Raw genomic sequence first — 19973 nt, forward strand, 5'->3', positions numbered from 1 at the left:
TAGGCGACGGTCGCTAAACTATCATGGGATAGATCTGCTTCATGGCGCGATGACGGAGGCGGGTTGCAAGCAGCTCCGCCGCCATTCTATCTGAGCGCGTTTCAGATCGCGCCGAAATGCCGGATCAGCCAGCAATCGCGCCACCAGGGCCGCCCCAACCAGGCGCCCCGCCTCCACGTCGCTGACGTAGTGGACGCCGCAGATCGTTCGACTGTCGCCGTAAGCCAGACCACGCGTCAGGATCGCTTCAGCGCGGTCCGGCGCGAGTTCCGCCAAGATCAACGCCCACGCCCAGCCCATGGCAGCATGACCTGAGGGATAGGAACCGCTCTCGGTCAACCACGGAGCCGCCTCGACGCAGATGTCTGCTGGTTCGGACACAAAGGGACGCGGCCGGGCATAGCGCGCCTTGGCCGAGGCCTGGATCATCTCAAGGTCGGCGTGCATCCGGCCCAGCAACAGCGCCAGCGTCGGCGTCCGGCTGGGATCAAAACGAGCCCCGAGCGCCTCGCTGAAGACTTCGGGCGCTGAGGGCGTGACGATCTCCGCGTCGGCGGTCGCCTGGGCCCAGCGCGCCTGCCCCTTCATAGTTCGCGTCGCGCGATAGACCGCCAGATCGTTCTGGGCCCTCAAGGAGCCGTCTTCCGGAGGCGGCGGCAGAAAGGCGAGCGCCTCAAAGTCGCTGTTCGCCACCAGATATCCTTCGGGGTGGTCGGCGTAACCTTGCCACAGCGACGGGTCCTGACCGGAGGCGCAGGCCGACATAACCAGACCAAGCGCAGCGGCGGCCAAAGACCGCATGCGCATCTCAGCCCTCCGTCACTTGGAAGTCGCCCGTGCGATCCGTCGTGATGCGGGCGAAGCGCCACGCCCGGCCGTCACGCGTCTCGATATCCGCCACCTGGTGATAGTCGCACGTCAGGGCGTCCGGCGTGATGCTGACGATCAGGAAGCCATGATCGCGCACGTGGGCGAAACGGACGTCGGGGTTCTTGGCGACCAGAGCCTTTTCCGCGACCTCATAGATGCGGGGGTCCGGGCTGATGGTTTCATAGCCGCCGGGCGAGGTGACGCTGCCGGTCCCGAACTCGACGCCGACGAAGCTTTCGTCGCGCGGATCGTGCAGGCGGTTGCCCCAGAACATATGCGTATCGCCGCTGAGGATGGCCATTCGGGCGCCGCTGCGGCGGGCGGCGTCATACAGGCGAAGGCGCGCCGCCGGATAGCCGTCCCAGGCGTCCAGATTGATCGGCAGGCCCAGGCGGGTGCTTTCCAGCCAGCGGCGCGAGCCGGGCCGCGACATGGCTTCTTCCAGCAGGTCTTCGGGCATGACGGACATGAAGTCCGGCGCCCGCATCCGAGCCACGACGACCTGATTGGCCAGCATCTGCCAAGTCGCTCCGCGCTGAACAGAGGCGGTCAGGGCGTCTTCCAGCCAGGCTTCCTGCGTCGCGCCCATCATGGAGCGTTCTGGGCGGTTCAGCACCTCGGCCTCAAAACGGGCGGCGTCGGGGCGGCCCTCGGCGTCGAAGATCATCTCGCGTGAGGCGCTGGGCGCCTTGGTGCGGCCGGTCAGGCGCGTCTCGACCGCGATCAGCGACAGCAGGTCGCCGAAATCATAGACGCGGTTCAGCACATGGGCCGGGCGGCCCGGCGCCGGATCACGCATGGGCAGCCATTCGAAATAGGCCTGGATCGCTGCATCACGACGACGATCCCACGGGCCTTCAGTATCCTCATCGTGGTCAGGCGCGCCGCCCATCCAGCTGTTGTTCGCCGTCTCGTGATCATCCCAGACGGTGATGAAGGCGGCGCGGGCGTGGGCGGCCTGAAGGTCAGGGTCGGTGCGATACTGGGCGAAGCGACGGCGATAGTCGTCCAGGGTGACGATCTCATGCGCCGGATCGTGTTCGCGGCCCAGTGCGCGGCTTTCTTCGCCGCCATAGCCGTCGACGCCGTATTCATAGATGTAGTCGCCCAGGTGAACGACCGCGTCCACCGGCTCTTCCAGATCGGCGATGGCGCGATAGGCGTTGAAATAGCCGAAGCCGTAGTGGGAACAGGACACCACCGCCAGCCGCGCCTGTTCGACCCCGCTGCCCGGCAGGGTGCGCGCCCGACCGATGGCTGAGACCGCATCGGCGCTGCGGAAGCGATAGAAATATTCACGCCCGGCGCGCAGACCCGTCACATCGACCTTGGCCGTGTGGTCGCGCTCAGCCGCAGCCTGAACCGTGCCGGACTGGACGATGCGGGTGAAACCTTCGTCCTCAGCGACTTCCCAACGCAGATTGACCACGCCGCCCTGCCCCGTCGCCCGGGTCCAGATGACAAAGCCGCCCTGCGTCGGATCGCCCGCCGCAATACCATGGGTGAAGACGGCCGGATCAAGCGGCGCGCGCGCGGCGGCGGGACCGGCCAGCGCCGCGCCCCCGCTCATCAGGGCCAGGGCGCCGCGGCGCGACAGACGTAGGTTCTGCGTCATCGAACATACTCTTTTCGTTCGAGAGGCGCCGTGCAGGCGGCGCGGAATAAAGCCTTCCGGCGGCCGTTCATCCCGGCCGCCGGACAGATCATCGGACCTTAGAAACGATAGGCCAGGTTCACCCGGAACATGCGCGGCAGGCCGGGCATAACGGCGACTTCCTTGTAAACCTCGGCCGAGGGGGTGAAGTATTCCTCGTCGAACAGGTTATCGATGTTGGCCGAGACGGTGACGTTGCGCACCTTCACATAGGCCGCCGCCTTGGCCAGCGTATAGCCCGGCAGACGCAGGCTGCTTTCCAGAATGCCGCCCGTTTCCGAGACATAGGTGGCCCCGGCGGTGAAGCCCGCGCTGGCCTCGGCGCCCATCAGGTTGAATGGCTCGGTCGTATAGGCGCCGAACAGGCTGAACACGGTGTCGGGCATGGTGCGCACGACATAGCCGTCCGCCAGTTCCGGGAAACTGCCCGCATTGTTCACCGCGAAGGTGCCGCCGTAGGACAGGACCGGATCAAAGCCCAGTTGTTCGGGCCGCAGTTCCAGATACTCGCCCTTGCCCTTGCCCGGCGCATCCACGCGCGTTTCCTGCAGCGTCAGGGCGGTGGTGAAGCTGAGTTTGTCGCTGGCCAGCCAGTGGGCCTCCAGCTCGAAACCGTCCGAGGTGGTGCCGCTGACATTGCCCATGATGTCGGTCTGGCGGCGGAACTGCTCATAATAGGCTGCGCCGCCGAACAGAGCGCCGTCGAACAGCGAGAACTTGACGCCGACTTCCTTCAGTTCCGACGGCGAGATGAACAGATTGCTGGTCACCGTGCCGACCGACACGCCGCCGGTCTGGCTCGATTCCAGCGAGCGCGGCTCGGCCACGGTGACATAGGGGGTCAGGCCCCACGGCGTCTCATAGCGGGCCGACAGCGACCAGGTGACGGCGTCCTTGCTGTTCTCGACCCAGGTATCCTTCAGGCCGAAGACCGTCTCGCCCTTGTTGATCGCCTTCACGTCGTAATCGTCCCAGCGCAGCCCGGCCAGGATGCTGAAACGGTCGAAGATAGTGATGTCGCTCATGGCGAAGACCGAGCGGCTGTTCCACTCCATCTCATGCCGCGAGTCCCACATCTGCTCCCCGTTCTTCATCAGGGGCGCGGCGATGCGATCGCCCGCCGTCGAGCCGTGCGACAGGTCGCGACGGTTCAGGGCGATATAGCCGGACAGGAAGCTTTCATACTGCTTGGCCGTATGGTCGCGATAACCGGCGCCGATGACGGTGTCGGCGCTGACGTGCTGGCCGAAGCGCGAAGGGAAGCTGTAGGTTACACGGCCCTCGAGGGCGCGGGCGTCATAGTCGGCAGCGAAACCGAAGCTGTTGAAACGCTGATTCTCAATGTCATCCATGAAGGCCTTGAAGGCCAGCACCGAACCGTTCGCCATCTCCTTCTGCAGGCCAGCATAGGCGGTGAAGGTGCGGCTGTCGTTATAGTCGGCGTCATCCGCCATGACGTTGCGGCGGCTTAAGCGGGTCGTGCCGACGCCTTCATCAAGGGCGAACTTCGGATTGTTCTTGCCGCCGTATTCCAGGATCTGGCGGATGTTGGACGTGCCGCCCCAGGCGCCGAAGGCGGCGTCGATCTCGCCGTATTCGATCATGCCCGAGCCATCCAGATCGACCAGATCGGTATCGCGCCCGGTGATGTAGACGCCGTTGTCGATCAGGTTCTGCGTCACCCGGTTCCAGCCCGGCGACTGGATGCGACCCGACTCCTTGAAGTGCATCAGATTGACTTCGCCCGACCAGCCGTCGCCGAAGTCGCCGACATAGGTGGCCTGAAGGTTCAAGTGCTCAGGATGGACATTGCGGTAATAGGAATCGGAGTCCTCGCGCTCGACATAGAAGGCGAAGCCGCCCTCGCCCACCGGCACGACGATGTCCGCCGCCGCATTGCGTCGCCCATAGGAACCGACGGTGACATTGACGCCGCCGCTCATCTCATCGGCATAGCGCGCATCGACGCCGCGCGCCGATTTGGGCACGAAGTTCAGCAGGCCGCCGACCTTGCCGGGGCCATAGATGGGCGAGGACGGTCCGCGCAGCACCTCGACATAGGCGGCGGCGCCCAGGTTGGACGAAAAGCTGCCCCGGTTCTCGATCCGCTTGAAGCCCTGAAAATAGGTGTCGGCCAGGGTGCCGCGCACGTTCAGGTTGCCGGGCACGCCGAAAAAGCTGGCCGTATAGGCGCCCGGCACGGCGGCGACCAGATCGTCGACGTTCTCCATCCCATAGCGGGCGATGGTGTCCGAGCTGACGCGCGACGCCGAACGCGGCGTCTCCAGCAGCGAACGATCAAGGCCGGTGAAGCTGTCGGTCGCGCCCTTCTGAAGACGGCTCAGCGGATCGAAACGGGCGGTGACGACCACGTCGCCGATCTGGGTCGTTTCAGCCCGAGCCTCGGCGGCCGAAACGATGACGAAGGCGCCGTTCGGGTCGCGCCGGAACGTCAGGTTCGTGCCTTCCAGCAGCCGGGCCAGCGCCTCCGCCGCCGTCATCGAGCCGGTCAGCACGGCCGAGCGGCGGTTATCCAGTGAAACGCCTGCGGCGACGATCACCGCACCCGTCTGCTCAGCCAGGGCGACCACCGCGCGGTCCAGCGCCTGGGCCTCGATGCGGACGGCGTGAACCTGGGCTGCAGCCGGGGCGGATTGGACTTGCGCCAACACGGGCGTAGCAGCGGCGGCCAGCACAAAAACGGCGGCGGAAGACGTGGCGACGGCCTTCAGCGTGGAACGACGAATGATCAACTCTATCCCCTGAGCAATGCGCGAAGCCAGCAGCCGACACGGCCCCCAACAGCTTCGACATCCCCAAGACGCAGGCCGATCCTCACCCTTCCAGCCCAGCGGGCGATTTCATTAAAGCTTCAAGATAACTCAGCTTTTCAGCATCATTTGGATCTCGCCCTCGGCGTTCCTGCGGCGCGCCAGATGGCCGTTCAGCTCCTGCGCCAGACTCTCCAGAGCCTGCGGAATCTGCTCAATGGTGAAGGCCGCCGTCACCTTGCGCGCGCCCAGCTCGGGCGAGGCGATCGTTACGCCCGGACGGTAATAGCGGTTCACCTCGGCCACAACTTCCGACAGCGGCTGGTCGATGAAGCTGAAGCGTTGACGCCGCCACGGGGCGACGCCCGCCGGATTGATCGCAGCCCGTTTCAACGCCCCGCCGCGCAGAGCCGCGCGTTCACCCGCGCCGATGACAGTCTGCTCGCCCGTCGCCGTGGCGGTCACCCGCACCCGCCCCTGTTCAACAAAGACCTCCGGTCCCAGTTCGCCCAGCCGGACCTCGAACGCCGTGCCCAGCGCCTCAGCCTTCAGCCCGGCGCCCACCACGGTAAAGATGCGCGTCTCATCGCGCGCCACATCAAAGAAGGCCTCGCCCGCGTCCAGCCGCATCTGCCGCACCCGGTCGCCGACGCGGGTCGCCAGAACCGAACGCCCGCCCAGCGACACGCGCGAACCGTCCTCCAGCGACAGATGACGGATCTGGCCCACCTCGGTCGCGAACCGGCGTCGCTCTCCGCTCACGATCTGCAGAGCCAAAGGCGTCACCGCCAGCGCCCCGATCCCTGCCGCCATAGCCATCAGGCCCCGGCGCGACGGCGGCGTCCAACGACGCGGCGCCCCGCGCGGCAAGGCACGCGGCGATGTGGGCGGCGCGACCTGCGTCGCACCCATACTCTGCTGGTTCAACGCCTCCGACCAATCCAGCCGCGCCCACAGCGCCTCAGCCTCGGCATAGGCCGCCGCATGATCCGGCGAGGCCGAACGCCAGGCTTCGAACGCCCGGCGATCCGCCGCACTGATCGGCCCGCCGCACTGCAGCGCCAACCATTCCAACGCCTGTTCGATGGGCGGCGCATCATTCCGCGCCGTCATGCCGCCTTCGTCCCACGTATCTGAACAGCGCGACGCAACTCGATCAGCGTCCGCGCGATCGTGCGGCTGATGTCCGCCGGAGAGCGCCCCGTCAAGCGCGAGATCTCCGCATAGGTCAGCCCCTCGATCCGGCTCATCTGCAAAAGCCCCCGCGCATCGGGGTCCAGCGCCTGAATGCTGCGATCCAACGCCTCCTGTTCCTCGCGCCTCAACAGGACCTCCTCAGGACTGATTTCATGTTGCGGCGGCGCGGTGTCGGCCAGCGCCTTCCAGCGCCGCTTCTGGCTATCGGCGCGACGGATGGCGTCTTTCAGGGCGTTGCGCGCCATGACGAACAGAAAGGCCCGAGGATCCGCCACACCCTCCCGATTTTCCAGCGTGCTGAACCGCAGGAAAGCCTGCTGAAGGGCGTCGTCCACTCCATCCTGCTGAGGACCATAGCGCCGGACCAGCGCAGTGCGGATATCCACCCCGTAACGAGCCAGCAGATAGTTCAATGAGCGGCCGTCACGCCCACCGCTTGCCCCGCCTTGGGTTCCCATAGACTTGCCGCAATTTCATCCCCACTGCTAACTTGCCCGGGATTTGCGACAGATCGCCCACACCATCGCGCCAGTTTTGCAAAGACACCCTTCGCCGTATCTCATTCCGGCGCGGCCCGGCACCCACCGATAGATTATCGCCCGCGGGGTTCGGCTATTCGACACTGCCGCTGAGCGCCGAAATCGGATAATACGCGATGGTCCTTAGAAACCACGCAGTGGTTTGAGGGCCCTTCCATAGCCAAACACCGCTCAGTTGAACGTAACGCCCATAACCGTCAGCAATCGGGTCCGGGCGCCGCATTCTATAAGTCACATATGGATAAGCTCGGACCCATGGAACAAAGGCGGCAGTCAAGCTTGAATATGACTCATCGTCTGCAGCCTCATTGGCTACGTTAGCCGTCCATCCCCGGGATGGACGTGCTCAAACGAAATGGCCGCAATGTACGGCGACTGAGGGAGGCTAAAGGCCTGTCGCAAGAGCAACTGGCCTTTGAGGCCGACATGCACCGGACCTATTTGTCGGGGATCAAGCGGGGCGTGCGCAATCCCACCGCCACCGTGCTCCAACGACTGGCGGTGGCTTTAGGCTGCGTCATCGGCGACCTCTTCGCCTAACCCTCCCTCAACTGTGCTGCGGCGGCTAATTCATCCAGATTGCCTGCCCGACTTGCGCCTAAGGTGAGGATCAGTGTGCAATAGGCCCCCCCTTCGTGGGGTGATCAGCGTGCAAAAAGGACCCCTTCATCCTGAGGTTATAGTCGGCCGACTGGTTTTGATCAGTTGGCGAGAATGGGATGTTGATCGTGGAGACAGTAGTTCGGCTGCTGAAGAAGCGGATCAATGCGGTGCGATTACGCCGACTCAGGCTGTCGATGCGCGCAGAACGCGTCGTCGCCGATGCGGCGTCCGCATCTGACCGAGGTTCCTTCATATCCTGACTTGCTCCTGCAAGGTGCGCGGCGCCAACGGTTTCTGCTGATCAATCTGGTTCGCAGACGTAACAGAGCCGATGTACCTCAACTTCTTACGAAAAAATTACGGACAGGCTGCTCGATGGCAGTGGGAGGTGCCTTCCTTTTGATCTGAGCTTTGAATGAGGGTCCGTTTTTATCTAGGCAAGGAGCGTGAATGTCCGCCTCCATGAGGCGCAGATCAACGGTGCGCTTGGATCACGGCGTCGGGGCGACATGCTCGTGACCGGGCGACGGGGCGATCGGCAGAACCCTGCAGATCGGCTCGACCCCATAGACGTGCCGGTGATCGTCGAAGAAGGCGATCATCGCTTGAACGAGCGGCCGAGCTCCGCCTGCGCGAAATAGGCCGACGCCTTGCGAAGGATCTCATTGGCCTGACGAAGCTCCCAGTTCTCCCCGCTCCAGCGCCTTGAGCTTCTCGGCCAGATCCGTCGGAACGCCGGCGCGCCGGCCGCTGTCTACCTGCGCCTTCTTCATCCACTCGTTCAGCGTATGCGCCGAGCAGCCGATCTTATTCGCTGCCGAAACAACCGCCGTCCAGCGTGTCGGAGGCTCTCCGCCATGATCCAGCGCCATCCGAACCGCGCGAACGCGGACCTCAGGTGCAGACTTGTTCGTTGTCTTGCTCATCGGGCTCCAGCCTACTCAGGTGTTGGAGCCTCCGCGAACCCCAGAGCGGTTCAATGGGACCAAACACTCTTATACGCTCCACAGCCGCGCCCAGGGAGCAAGCCGAGCCGCCGTCCTTTCTGAAGATAATCTGATCGACAGGCTTCAAGGCCATGCGAACACGACCTTCGATATAAGATGTCGCGCGAGAATATACGCAGTTTTTCTACAACATTACTGCCATTTTCTCGTTTGCAAGGGTTCCCATCCCGCCGGAACACTCCCCTTCTCGCAACAGCGAGATCAGAGGTCAGTCCATCCGGACTGAGCGCCACAGCGGGGGCTGTCCATCATGAAAGAGTTTCGAGCGCTTCAGTGGGCCGCGGGGGCGGCGCTGGCGACATTGAGCGCAGGTCCGGCCCTCGCCCAGGCCGATCCGCACACGGCGCAGGTCGAGGATGTGGTCGTCACCGGGCGCCGCACCTCCGAGGCGACGCTCGCCATCGGAACGGACCAGGTCTCCAACACCATTTCCATTACGCGTGAAGCCCTGCTGTCGGCTCCGGCGGGCGTCTCGGGCCTGAAGATGCTGGAGGGCCTGCCCGGCTTCAACGTCCAGGCCAACGACGCCCTGGGGCTTTACGAGTTCGGCAACTCGGTCTCGGTGCGAGCCTTCAACTTCCAGCAGATCGGCTTCGTGCTGGACGGGGCGCCGACGGGGCGTTCAGACCAGTTCGGCGGCAGCCCCATCTTCCGCTACGTCGAGAATGAAAATCTGGCGCGCGTCACCGCCTCTCAGGGCGCCGGAGACGTCGCCCAGCCCAGCTATTCCTCACTCGGCCCCATCGTCCAGTATGTGACGATTGATCCGGCGGAAACTTTCGGCGTCGCCACCACGCTGACAACGGGCAGCGACAACCTGAAACGCGGCTTTCTGCGGGTCGACACCGGCAAGCATGGCGGCGCCTCGGCCTATATCAGCTATTCCGACTTCTCAGCCGACCTGTGGCGCGGACCGGGCGACCTCAACCGCAAGCACGCCGAGGGCAAGCTGCGCTATCAGGCGAGCAACTGCGCCGAGGCGGTTTTCGGCGTCGTCTGGAACGACTACTTCGACTACGACGCCCCGGCCATCACCAAGGCCCAGTACGCGGGCGCGGCTGGCGACGCCTTCGGCCGCAGCGGACGCGACTTCGCCTATCTGGGCCATGTGCCGGTCCTGCCGCAGACAACGACGGGCGTCGTCTATTCCAATCCGCTCTACAACCAGTACTACAAGCAGGCGGTGAACAGCCGGACGGACACGCTCTATCGCCTGTCCGGCGCCCTGCCCCTGGGCCAGAACTTCCGGCTGGAAGGCACAGCCTATTATGAGGACAAGGAGGGCTACGGCGTCTCGCCCGAAGCCTACGCCGCCTCCCTGACCAGCTACAACAACCAGCGCCTGATCCTGCCGGGCCTGGCCGCCCCGCGCGGGCTCCAGTACGGCCTTTCCACCGTGGACGGCGAACGCAAGGGCCTGGTCGCCCGGGCCATCTGGGAGGTGGGCCGCCACAGCCTGACCGGCGGCGTCTGGATCGAGACCGACGACTATCACCGCACCCAGACCCGCTATAATCAGGCGGACGGCAGCCCCGACGGCGATCCCCTGCTGAACGAAGCCGTCCATCGTCAGAGAGATTTCGTCTCGACGCGCGAGACGCGGCAGCTGTTCCTGCAGGACGTCATCCATCTGCTGGACGACCGGCTGAAGATCGAACTGGGCGTCAAGGCCCTCGATATCGATTACCAGATCAGCGGCTATCGGAACCCGGCCGACTATATCAATCAGCGCCAGCCCTCGATCTCCGACAACTGGAAGGACGGCTTCCTGCCCAATATCGGCCTGACCTGGAACATCAGCCGCACCGAGCAGATCTTCACTTCATACGCCGAGAACCTGGCCCTGCCGCGCGGCGCCGACGACGTCTTCGCCCTGGCCAGCCCAGCGGCGCGCACGCCCGACGCGGAAATCTCGAAGAATTGGGAACTGGGCGTCCGCACCAACCGGCCGAGCTTCAACGCGGCGCTGGCGCTCTACAAGACCACCTTCGACAACCGGCTCCAGTCCTACGCCGTCACCATTCCAGGCAGCGGCACGACCGAGAACTTCTTCCAGAACGTCGGCGCGGTAGAGGCCCACGGCGCCGAGTTCAGCGGCGTCTGGAAGCCCGAATGGACCGGCGGCAAGGCCTATTTCAACGCCAACGCCAGCTACAACATCGTGGAGTTCAAGGACGACCTCCCTGGCTTCACCCCCGGCACGGGCGCGGCTCTGACCATATCCGGCAACACCGTGCCGGATAGCCCCGAGTGGATCATCCAGGGCGGGGTGACGATCGAGCCGACCTCCTGGATCGTCGCCAACGTCTCGGCCCGCCACATCGGCGAGAGGTTCTCCAACTTCACCAATACGGAGCGGACGCGCGCCTACACCGTGGTCAACGCCTATGTCGATTTCGGAGGCGGCTGGAGCGCGGGGCCGTTGAAGGAGCTGGGCCTGCGCCTCAACGTCGATAACCTCCTCGACGAGGACTACCTCGGCGCCATCACCACCACGGTGAATACCCCCGCCACCTTCCGTCCAGGCCCGCCGCGCACAGTGCAGGTGTCGCTGACGGCCGCCTTCTGACCGACACCCCTTACGTCTCCCCAGCCAGCCAAGGAAATCCCATGCCCTCCCGCCTGCTTCTCGGCGCGTCAGCCGCCGCCCTGCTGCTCATCTCCAGCGCCGCCTCAGCGCAAACCCCCGACGCCGTCCACCGCCGCGCCCTGGTGCTGGACGGCCACGCCGACGTCCTGCTGCCCTCAACGCCAGCCCGTTACTGGCTGCCGGATGGAGGCTCCCGCGTCGATCTGGATCATCTGACCCGCGGCCAGGTCGACGCCGTGGTCCTGTCGCTGGCGGTTGGTCCGGGGCCGCGAGACGCCGCCGGGATCGCCGCCGCCCGCGCCGATGTGAACGCAAAACTGGCGAAGATCCGCGCCTTCGCCGCCGACAACCCCACGCGCGTCGGCATCGCCCTCAGCGCCGACGACGTCGAACGTCTGGCGGGCGAAGGCAAGATCGCCGTTCTGATCGGCTTCCAGAACGCCCGTTCCCTGGGCGACGACCTGGGCCAGATCGACGCCCTCTATCGCGACGGCGTGCGCGTCTTCGCTTTCAACCATGCGGGTCACAACAGCTGGTCGGATTCTTCACGCCCTGTCGAAACCCCGCCTTCCGAACATGGAGGCCTGTCGCCCATCGGCCGGCAGGCCGTCGCCCGACTGAACGATCTCGGTGTCCTGATCGATGTATCGCAGTTGTCCAGCGACGCCTTCGCCCAGACCCTGGCGCTGACGCGGGCGCCGGTGGCCGCCACCCATTCCAATGCCCGCGCCCTGGTCGACAACAGCCGCAACCTGTCGGACGCGGAACTGGACGCCATCAAGAAGAACGACGGCGTGGTCCAAGTCTCGCCATTCAATACCTATCTGGCGCGCCAGCCCAGCGAGGCCGAGCGGCAGAGAATCTCGGCGGTCCGCGTCCGCCACGGCCTGCCCGCCGCCTTCGCCGCCGCCAACGACGGCTACGGCTCCCTGGCCCCGGAGCCGCAACAGGCCTTCCTGGACGAACTCGCGCCCATCGTGCCCCGCGCGACGATCTCGGACTATGTCGATCACATCGATTACATCGCCAGGCGGATCGGTTGGCGCCACGTCGGCGTCGGCACGGATTTCGATCACGGCGCCGGCGTCACAGGCTTCGACAGCGAAGCGGACGCCCCCAACGTCACCGCCGAATTGCTGCGTCGCGGCTATACTGAAGAACAGGTTGGCGCCATCTGGAGCGGCAACTTCCTGCGCGTCCTGCGCGCCGCCGAGGCCGCGCGCCGCAATTGACGCCGGCCCAAGGGTCCGCCCTGCGTCCAAGATCGTCGCAGGGCGGATCAGGCCTGCACGAAGGCAGCTTCGTAAAGCACCGCATCCGGCTATGGCGAAGCATAGGCGCAGGTCCTCGGCGCCTGCGAGGGATGTCTGAAGCCCGAGATGGGAATTGGTCGATAGGCTTCAGAGGTCGCTGGAGAAGATCCCCTGGTTCAGCACCGTCGGGCCTCCTGTCCAAGATCAAGACCCTATAATCGCGGGTCAGCCCGGGACGCGCCCGCAACATGAGGAAAAGCGCGGGCTGCATTCGCGGCCCGCCAGTTTCATGGGAGGAAACGTCTCTTGGGGAGAGACGCCTCAGCCTTTCATGCCCGCCCCCAAAGCCCAATGCAGAAATACTGCCGGGTTTTTCAGCTTTCCTTCGCACCTCGCCCCAGGACGCGCGCCGCCGCCCGCACGATGGCGTCGATGGTCACCCGCAGGCGCAGACTGGTGCTCGCCGTCTGCGCCCACAGCAGATGCACGGGCCTGTGGCCGGCGATCTGGTTTTCCAGCACGGCGACCAGCCGCCCGGCGGCCAGATCATCGGCGACCAGCCAGGTCGGCGCCATACCGATGCCCCGACCTGCCCGGATCGCGGTCAGCGACAGGGCGCTGCCTTCCAGAACAAGGCGGGCGGGCGGTGTCCATGAGACCTCGTCTTCTCCGGTCCTGAAACGCCAGGGCGCGACCCTGCCGCGTGACGCCGAAGCAATGAGGTCATGACCGGACAGATCCTGCCATCGGTCCGGACGCCCTGCACCGGCGAGGTAGGCGGGCGCGGCGCATAGGCTCAGGCGCTGCTGGCCGATAAGCCGTCCCTTAACGCCTGCGCTGTCCGGCGGCTCGCCGATGCGGACGGCGAGATCAAAGGCCCCGTCAGACAGATCGACGGGATCGCCGCTCAGGGACAGGTGATAGGCCAGTCTCGGATGCTGCGCCGCCAGTTCGTAGAGGGCGGGCGCCACCGCCTCGGCCCCGAACAATGGCGGAAGAGAGGCGCGCACCACGCCGACCGGCTCGGAAGCCGCCAGGATCATGTCCTGCTCGACCCGTCGGATCGACGTCATGGCCTGTCGGCATACGGCCGCATAGGCGCACCCCTCCTGGGTCATGGAGAAGCTTCGGGTCGTGCGCTCGAACAACTGCGTCCCGAGCCTCGCCTCCAGTCTGGCGATCGCCTTGGCCACAGCCGAGGGCGTCAGCCCCAGATGCCGTGCCGCCCGTGCAAAGCCTCCTTGATCGCAGACGGCCAGGAAGACCCTGATCACACCGCCGGGGCCGACATCGTCCATGGTCATTGCATAATTATCTTCGGCTCTGAGGTGACAAATGATCCAAACTGGATCGTTTCATTCTGCACTATCCTCGGCGTCATGGCGCAGAAAACCTATGCAATCATCGGCGGCGCATCGGGCATGGGCTTCGCCCTGGCCCAGGCCCTCGTCGCGCGCGGCGATCATGTCCTGATCGGCGGCCGTTCGCCCTCCAGTCTCGAGCAGGCGCGACATCGGCTTGGTCCGCTAGCCGTCACACAGCCTGTCGACATCGCCGACCGGCCCGCCCTTACGACCTTCTTCGACATGGCGCCGCCGCTTTCGGGCCTGTTCACGCCCGGCGCCGCCTATGTCACCGGCGCCTTCGCAGAAGCCACGCCCGAGGTGGCGGAAAGCGCCTTCCGTTCCAAGTTCTGGGGACAGTACTGGGCGATCCACGCCGCCCTGCCGCGCCTCACGCCCTACGCCGGGGTTGTGTTGATGTCAGGGGCGGCTTCTGTCCGCCCCATGGGGCATCCGGCCTATGCCGCCTGCAATGCGGCTATTGAAGGCCTGACGCGCGCCCTGGCCCAGGAACTCTCTCCCATTCGCGTCAACTGCCTGTCTCCCGGCACCGTGGACAGCGACCTCTGGCGACGTCGCCCCGCCGAAATGCGCGAGCCCGCCTATGAGGCCTTCAGCCGCCTCAGCCTCGTCGGGCGTCCCGGCGACGTCCACGACCTGGCCCATGCAGCGCTCTTCCTGCTCGATAACCGCAACATGACCGGCGCCACCCTGTTCGCGGACGGCGGCTATAGTCTGCGTTGATTGCAAACCGGCAAAACACGCGAAAAGAAGTCGTCTGCGCCTGCGCCGTCCAGATGTCGGGAATGAACACCTGAAGATCAGATGATAAGCACAGGATGAGCCGCGTCAAAAGATGCTGACGAGGCGAGCGACACGCCTTTTCACCTGAGGTAATACAGGGACTGCAGCATGCCGCTTGGGCTCGGTTCAGAACTCATCAGCCGGACCACGCGCAGTTTGCATCTGATCGGTTCCGGGGGGTTCTGTCGTGTCGCGTTCTTATGAGGAGGTTCTGTCTGACGCCATCGGCGCGATCTATGACTGCGTCCTGAATCCCGACTTGTGGCCGGCGACGCTCGCGGTCATGGGAAATTTCCTGGATTGCAGCAACGGCACCCTGGTCATGACGGATCTGGCCCAGCAGCGATTACGAACCGTCAAGAGCTGGAATTTCGAGGCGGCGCTGATCGAGCGTCTACCCGAGTTCAGCGCCGAGAGCGCACAGGTCTGGTCGAGCGTCACCGACCTTTGGGCGCGGGATCTGAATGAGCCGGGTTCATCCATGCGCGAGGCGCCGGAAGCGTTCTCCCGCACACGCTGGGCGACAGAAGTCATGCAGCCGAGGGGCCTGGTCGATTCGCTCCATATGATCGTGCTTCGCGAACCCAGCCGCATCGCCGATATCGCTCTGTATCGAGAGCGCGCCGCAGGTCTTTGCGACGAGCAGACCCTGAATCGTGCTCGGCTGCTGACGCCGCATCTTCGTCGGGCGGTGGCCATGTCCAGCATTCTGGACATGCAAAAAGTGGAACGGAACAACTGGAAATCCCTGGCCGACACCCTGTCAGCCGGCGTGTTCCTGATTTCAACGACAGGTCGCGTGGCGGATTTCAACGCCGCCGCCGAAACCCGCATCCGGCAAGGCGGGCTTCTGGTTGAGCGGCAGGGACGGCTGGCCGCCGTGAGACGCAATGCGGCGACGCCATTAAAGGCTGCTATAGAACAGGCCCTTTTGGGGCAGGAGGCCGCCAGCACCGGCGTCGTCCTGTCCGGTCCCGATGAGCCGCCGGTGATGGCCTATGTGCTGTCTCTGAAGCGAATCAATGCTGGACCGATATTCGGCGAGGCCGCAGCAGCGGTGTTCGTGACGCCCGGGCCGCAGGCGGTGACGGACGGACTGGAAGCTATTTCCGCCATGGTCGGACTGACCCTGGTGGAGCGAGTACACCTGCGCCATATCCTGAGCGGCCTGAGCGTGCCTGAAACCGCTCGCCGGGAGGGCGTCAGCCCTGCCACGGCCAACACGTACAGGCACCGCATATTCCGCAAATTCAATGTCACGCGTCGTGCGGAACTGGAAAAGCTATTCGAAGCCCTGCGATCGCCTGCGTCCCGCCTTTGACCTTCAGGACGTGATTTCGTCATACGATCCTATGACGCGCAAAGCCTGGGTCGGCGGCTAAGCCTAAGGACGAAGGATCGGGCGACGCTTGCTGAAAAGACAATCGAAGTCCCCGTAGCCGTTCAATCCGTGGGAGCTTCATCATGCGTTTTCTTTCGTTTCGCGTCGCCAATCCGGTGGTTTCAAAAACCGGGCTCAACCGGGATCTCGCCGAGAACACCGCTTCACCTCTTCAGGGACAGTTCCGCTCTGCACAGGGCCTATGGCGTAGGGATGCGGCAGGGGCCGGCTTGCTAGCCACTGCAGCCCTGGTCCCCCTGGCCTGCGCCAGCTTGGGCGCCTCGGTCGCCCGCGCCGACCCAACGCCGGAATGCAACGCCAACCCGGCACATCAACAGACGACGGAGTGCGGCGCTGGCTCTGAAGCCAAGGGAAGCCGGGCGACCGCCGTAGGCGCCGGCGCCCATGCCAATAGCGGAGGAACCGCAGTCGGAACCACAGCGAGTGCGGATTCGGATGGCGTCGCCATCGGCAATTATGCTGTGGAACGCCAGGCCGAAACGGTGGCGACCTCGCCCCAGTATAGCGATTATACGGGCAATGTGGCCATCGGCACGGTGTCCAGAGCCAGTGGAACCCGAAATGTCGCAATAGGCACAAACGCTCGCGCAGGCCAGGGCGTGGATTTCAATCTCTCCAGCATCGAGAACGGCACAGCCATCGGCAACAACGCGCATGCCGCGTCAAACCACTCCACCGCCATAGGCGCACAGACGTCCGCCAAGGGGGGAGTCGCCGTAGGGTCCAAAGCCAGAAGCGGCAGCCAGGGCGTAGCCTTGGGAAGAGGAACGAACGCTTCGGAGTTCGGGTCCATAGCCATCGGAGGCGATACAACAGCGGCCGCGCACGAAAAGGCCATAGCGCTCGGATATGCGGCCGAGGCTCGCGCGGTCAACGCGCTCGCCTTTGGCTCGGAAAGTCGAGCGGACGGAGCCGGCAGCATCGCCCTGGGCCGCAACGTTCAGAGTCTAGCCGCCAGCGGCGTCGCCATTGGTTCTCAGTCAGCCGTGTCGGCCGATGGCGCCATAGCCATCGGCAACCGTGCCTTCGCCAACGGCGCCGGGGAACAGACGATTGCTCTCACGCCGGTTGCAGACGAAATCGCCTCCGTGACCATCGGCGAGCTTTCTCGCGTTGGCGGCTATGACAGCGTGGCGCTGGGCGGTTTCGCCGTAGTCGGTTTTCGCAGGTCGAATTCATCTGTAAACCGCGGCACCGCCATCGGCGCCGGTTCGAACGTCAGCGCCCATGGCGGCACGGCTTTGGGGGCGCGTTCCACAACATCCGGCCTGGACGCCATCGCCATCGGCGCGGGCGCCAGCGCGACCACGGACCGCGCCATTGTCATGGGCGGACCGGCCACGATCGCAAGCGCGGCGGACGCTGTCGCTATCGGTACGAACAGCAACGCGGGCGGCGGGGCGGCGGTCGCCATCGGCCTGGGCCAGAAAGCAACCGGAAACGGCGCCGTCGCCATCGGCGATCCGAATACGGCAGTCGGAACCGGCGCGGTCGCAATCGGCGCCGACAACACCGCGACCGGCCATGGCGCTGTCGCCTTGGGCAACGCTTCGACCGCCACGGGATCAGGAGCGGTCGCCATGGGCAACGGCGCTTCGGCCCTGACCGACGGTTCGGTCGCCATCGGCGGGAACGCCTTGGCGAGCGGACAGAACAGCGTCGCCCTGGGCGTCGGTTCGGTCGCGGATCAGGACAATGTCGTCTCGATCGGCGCCGCCGGTTCCGAACGCCGCCTGGTCAACCTGGCCGATGGCGTCGCCGACACCGACAGCGTGAACATGCGCCAGTTGAACACGGCGGTCGCCGGGGCTTCCGGCGCCGCGGCCGCCGCCCAGGGGACCGCCGACGCCGCCCTGGCTGATGCAGCAGCGGCCCAAGGAACGGCGAGCGCAGCCATGGCGAATGCGGCGACCGCCCAAGGAACGGCGAATACAGCCATGGCGAACGCGGCGACGGCTCAGGGAACGGCGAATACAGCCATGGCGAACGCGGCTACGGCTCAGGGAACGGCGAATACAGCCATGGCGAACGCAGCTACGGCTCAAGGAACGGCCAATCTGGCCCGGACAGAAGCCGCTGCCGCCCATACCACGGCGAACACAGCCCTGGCCCATTCTGACGCCCTCGGCGCCGCAACGGCGACCGCCCTTGGCGGCGGTGCAGCCTATGATGCGGCGACCGGCGACTTCACCCAGCCGACCTACGGCATACAGGGCGCAGCCTATCACAATGTCGGCTCGGCCTTCGCGGCCGTGGACGCGACACTCGACGGTTTTGAAGACCGGCTGGACGCCATGGCGGTCCTGACCGATCGCGCGCATCGTCAGGCAACGGGCGGCGTGGCGGCCGCCATGGCCCTGGGCGGGGCGATGGTCGTGCCGGACAGCCGGTTTTCCGTTTCATTCAACGTCTCGACCTACCGCGACGAACAGGGCTTTTCGGGCAACGTCGTCTGGCGCGCGGCGCCGCGTGTCTATGTCAACGGCGGCGTCGCCGGTTCGACGGTTCGCGGCACGACTGGCGGCCGCGTCGGCGTCGCCATCGGGTTCTGAACACACGTGGCCTGGCCCTTTGAATGGAGCGTCGAAAGCGTGAGAAGACAATCGCAAACCAAAGATAAATATGACGATCGGGGCAATAGACGTCGTCCTGGTCTCGATCACCGGATTTCCAGACCTGGATTATGGGAAGGTCCCGTAATGATTGCGCTGGATGGCTCGGGCGAGCACGGCTGGGCGACGGTCGGCGGGCCATGCCGCTGGGCCGAGACGATGGGGGCGAAGATGCCGATCGCCTGTCGGCCGACGCCCGATCCTAACCAAAACCTCTTTTTACTCGGCTCACAGCACACGAGCCAGGCTCAGCGGTCGGATACGAAACCGTCCTTCAGGTTTAGGGCCGCGCTGTCTCAGTCCGCACAGAAAAGGGACTCAGGGATAGAGTATTGGCAGTAATCGCTGCAGGGGCCGCGATGGCTACGGCGTCGGCCGCCATGGCAGCGCGGGTCACTTACAATTTCAGCGGGAACTTCGATGCGCCGGCCACCGGTTCCGTGTCGGGTTCCGTAACCTTCGACAAGGCAACCGGCATCACCTCCGCCATCACGATGCACGTCACCCAGGGCAAGGCTCTCGGTGGAGTAACCGGCCTGCCCGCCAATACCTACATTCTGGCCCTGCCCGTCTCTGCCAACTGGATCGCTGCGACCACCCATCCCGTGATGGTCGGTAATTGAGGGGCGCTTCTGAGGTTCCAGACACCTGGATCTGAACTGGGCTCGGCCAACCCGATGCCCTCTAGCCTGGTGGAAGGAAACTGCAATCGGGCGACCTGCACAAGCCTGGATGTCTCAACGACGACCGGGCGCTACGTAACCAACATGACCTTTATCCCCGCGCCCACGCCGACCCCCATCCCAACCATGACCGACTGGGCCAGGGTCCTGTACGGGCTGATCCTGGGCGTCGTCGCCGCATTGATGATCCAGCGTCGCCTTTTCGCGGCCTGATCCAGCCTTGTCAGCCCAACCATCGCACGCGGCTGACTGACTCGGTCAGTCGCGGCCTCATGGCCAGGCGCGACAACCCGTTTCGATGGTTTGATAGCTCGCTGTCGGATCGGCGCATCCTTGTTCCGCCCCTTCTGAACGAGAGCGTTTATGACGAAGGAGAAGCTATCGACGCCCGCCGATCTTCACGACCGCCTTATCCAGATGCCAACGACCGTTGGCCGTTCAGGGCTACGGCGCAGATGGGCGCAATCAGCGCCTCGAGCTTGGTCACCCGGCGCCGGACCGTCTCCCTGCTGACGACAATATCGCGCTCCGCCATCACCCCCTCAACATCGCGGATGTTGAGCATGAAGCGGAAATACAGCGGCGCCGCCTGACCGATTACCGAATGCGGAAAGCGATGTATTTTGAACGATTACGGCGTGAGCG

General features: G+C 65.0%; 14 protein-coding genes, 2 pseudogenes and 1 other annotated feature. Of the genes and pseudogenes, 9 read left to right on the plus strand and 7 right to left on the minus strand.

The features are described from left to right. Positions 1 to 39: 39 nt before the first annotated feature. From ACORJG_RS11340 to ACORJG_RS11360, 5 genes are all read right to left on the minus strand, one after another. Positions 40 to 801: an acid phosphatase gene (locus tag ACORJG_RS11340; RefSeq protein WP_427789118.1), complete on the minus strand. Its 762-nt coding sequence runs from the start codon at positions 799 to 801 to the stop codon at positions 40 to 42. A gap of 7 nt (positions 802 to 808) precedes the next feature. Next, positions 809 to 2485 carry an alkaline phosphatase D family protein gene (locus ACORJG_RS11345; RefSeq protein WP_427789119.1) on the minus strand — a complete coding sequence of 559 codons (1677 nt, stop codon included), beginning with the start codon at positions 2483 to 2485 and terminating at the stop codon, positions 809 to 811. Positions 2486 to 2583: 98 nt separating this feature from the next. Further along, a complete protein-coding gene (locus ACORJG_RS11350; RefSeq protein WP_427789120.1) occupies positions 2584 to 5277 on the minus strand; it encodes a TonB-dependent receptor domain-containing protein in 2694 nt (897 codons plus the stop codon). A gap of 129 nt (positions 5278 to 5406) precedes the next feature. Further along, positions 5407 to 6408 (minus strand): FecR family protein, encoded by a 1002-nt coding sequence (locus ACORJG_RS11355; protein WP_427789121.1) that lies wholly within the window; start codon positions 6406 to 6408, stop codon positions 5407 to 5409. Then, positions 6405 to 6905, minus strand: a complete 501-nt coding sequence (locus ACORJG_RS11360; protein ID WP_427789122.1) for an RNA polymerase sigma factor — start codon at positions 6903 to 6905, stop codon at positions 6405 to 6407. Before ACORJG_RS11360 ends, ACORJG_RS11355 begins: the two co-directional genes overlap by 4 nt. A gap of 462 nt (positions 6906 to 7367) precedes the next feature. Between ACORJG_RS11360 and ACORJG_RS11365 the strand changes: the two genes are divergently transcribed. Next, a complete protein-coding gene (locus ACORJG_RS11365) occupies positions 7368 to 7571 on the plus strand; it encodes a helix-turn-helix domain-containing protein (protein WP_427789123.1) in 204 nt (67 codons plus the stop codon). Between the two features lie 566 nt (positions 7572 to 8137). On the opposite strand, the pseudogene ACORJG_RS11370 reads toward ACORJG_RS11365, so the two are convergent. Then, positions 8138 to 8560, minus strand: a pseudogene (locus ACORJG_RS11370) (transposase); the annotation flags it as partial. Beyond that, positions 8162 to 8278 (minus strand) — a sequence feature (AL1L pseudoknot). (Overlaps the previous pseudogene by 117 nt.) Positions 8561 to 8891: 331 nt before the next feature. On the opposite strand from ACORJG_RS11370, the gene ACORJG_RS11375 reads away from it, so the two are divergent. Both ACORJG_RS11375 and ACORJG_RS11380 read left to right on the plus strand, forming a co-directional pair. Then, the gene (locus ACORJG_RS11375) at positions 8892 to 11210 is read left to right on the plus strand and encodes a TonB-dependent receptor domain-containing protein (RefSeq protein ID WP_427789124.1); all 2319 of its coding nucleotides are present in this window, start codon (positions 8892 to 8894) and stop codon (positions 11208 to 11210) included. A 41-nt stretch (positions 11211 to 11251) separates the two neighbouring features. Beyond that, a complete protein-coding gene (locus tag ACORJG_RS11380) occupies positions 11252 to 12463 on the plus strand; it encodes a dipeptidase (protein ID WP_427789125.1) in 1212 nt (403 codons plus the stop codon). Between the two features lie 395 nt (positions 12464 to 12858). Here ACORJG_RS11380 and ACORJG_RS11385 read toward each other — a convergent pair whose 3' ends face one another. After that, positions 12859 to 13788: a LysR family transcriptional regulator gene (locus tag ACORJG_RS11385; RefSeq protein ID WP_427789126.1), complete on the minus strand. Its 930-nt coding sequence runs from the start codon at positions 13786 to 13788 to the stop codon at positions 12859 to 12861. Between the two features lie 75 nt (positions 13789 to 13863). On the opposite strand from ACORJG_RS11385, the gene ACORJG_RS11390 reads away from it, so the two are divergent. The 6 genes and pseudogenes from ACORJG_RS11390 (at position 13864) to ACORJG_RS11415 (ending at position 19541) form a co-directional block, all read left to right on the plus strand. Next, positions 13864 to 14571, plus strand: a complete 708-nt coding sequence (locus ACORJG_RS11390; protein WP_427789127.1) for an SDR family NAD(P)-dependent oxidoreductase — start codon at positions 13864 to 13866, stop codon at positions 14569 to 14571. Positions 14572 to 14818: 247 nt separating this feature from the next. Continuing rightward, positions 14819 to 15952, plus strand: a complete 1134-nt coding sequence (locus ACORJG_RS11395) for a helix-turn-helix transcriptional regulator (protein ID WP_427789128.1) — start codon at positions 14819 to 14821, stop codon at positions 15950 to 15952. A gap of 143 nt (positions 15953 to 16095) precedes the next feature. Further along, positions 16096 to 16962 (plus strand): annotated as a pseudogene (locus ACORJG_RS11400) (hypothetical protein); the annotation flags it as partial. A 57-nt stretch (positions 16963 to 17019) separates the two neighbouring features. After that, entirely contained in the window at positions 17020 to 18585 is a 1566-nt protein-coding gene (locus ACORJG_RS11405; protein ID WP_427793028.1) for a hypothetical protein, read from the plus strand. 500 nt (positions 18586 to 19085) lie between these two features. After that, positions 19086 to 19268 carry a hypothetical protein gene (locus tag ACORJG_RS11410; protein ID WP_427789129.1) on the plus strand — a complete coding sequence of 61 codons (183 nt, stop codon included), beginning with the start codon at positions 19086 to 19088 and terminating at the stop codon, positions 19266 to 19268. Positions 19269 to 19412: 144 nt separating this feature from the next. Beyond that, a complete protein-coding gene (locus ACORJG_RS11415) occupies positions 19413 to 19541 on the plus strand; it encodes a hypothetical protein (RefSeq protein ID WP_427789130.1) in 129 nt (42 codons plus the stop codon). Positions 19542 to 19973 lie beyond the last annotated feature (432 nt).

The organism is Brevundimonas diminuta (genome assembly GCF_050310045.1).
In the GTDB taxonomy this organism is placed as follows: domain Bacteria; phylum Pseudomonadota; class Alphaproteobacteria; order Caulobacterales; family Caulobacteraceae; genus Brevundimonas; species Brevundimonas diminuta_F.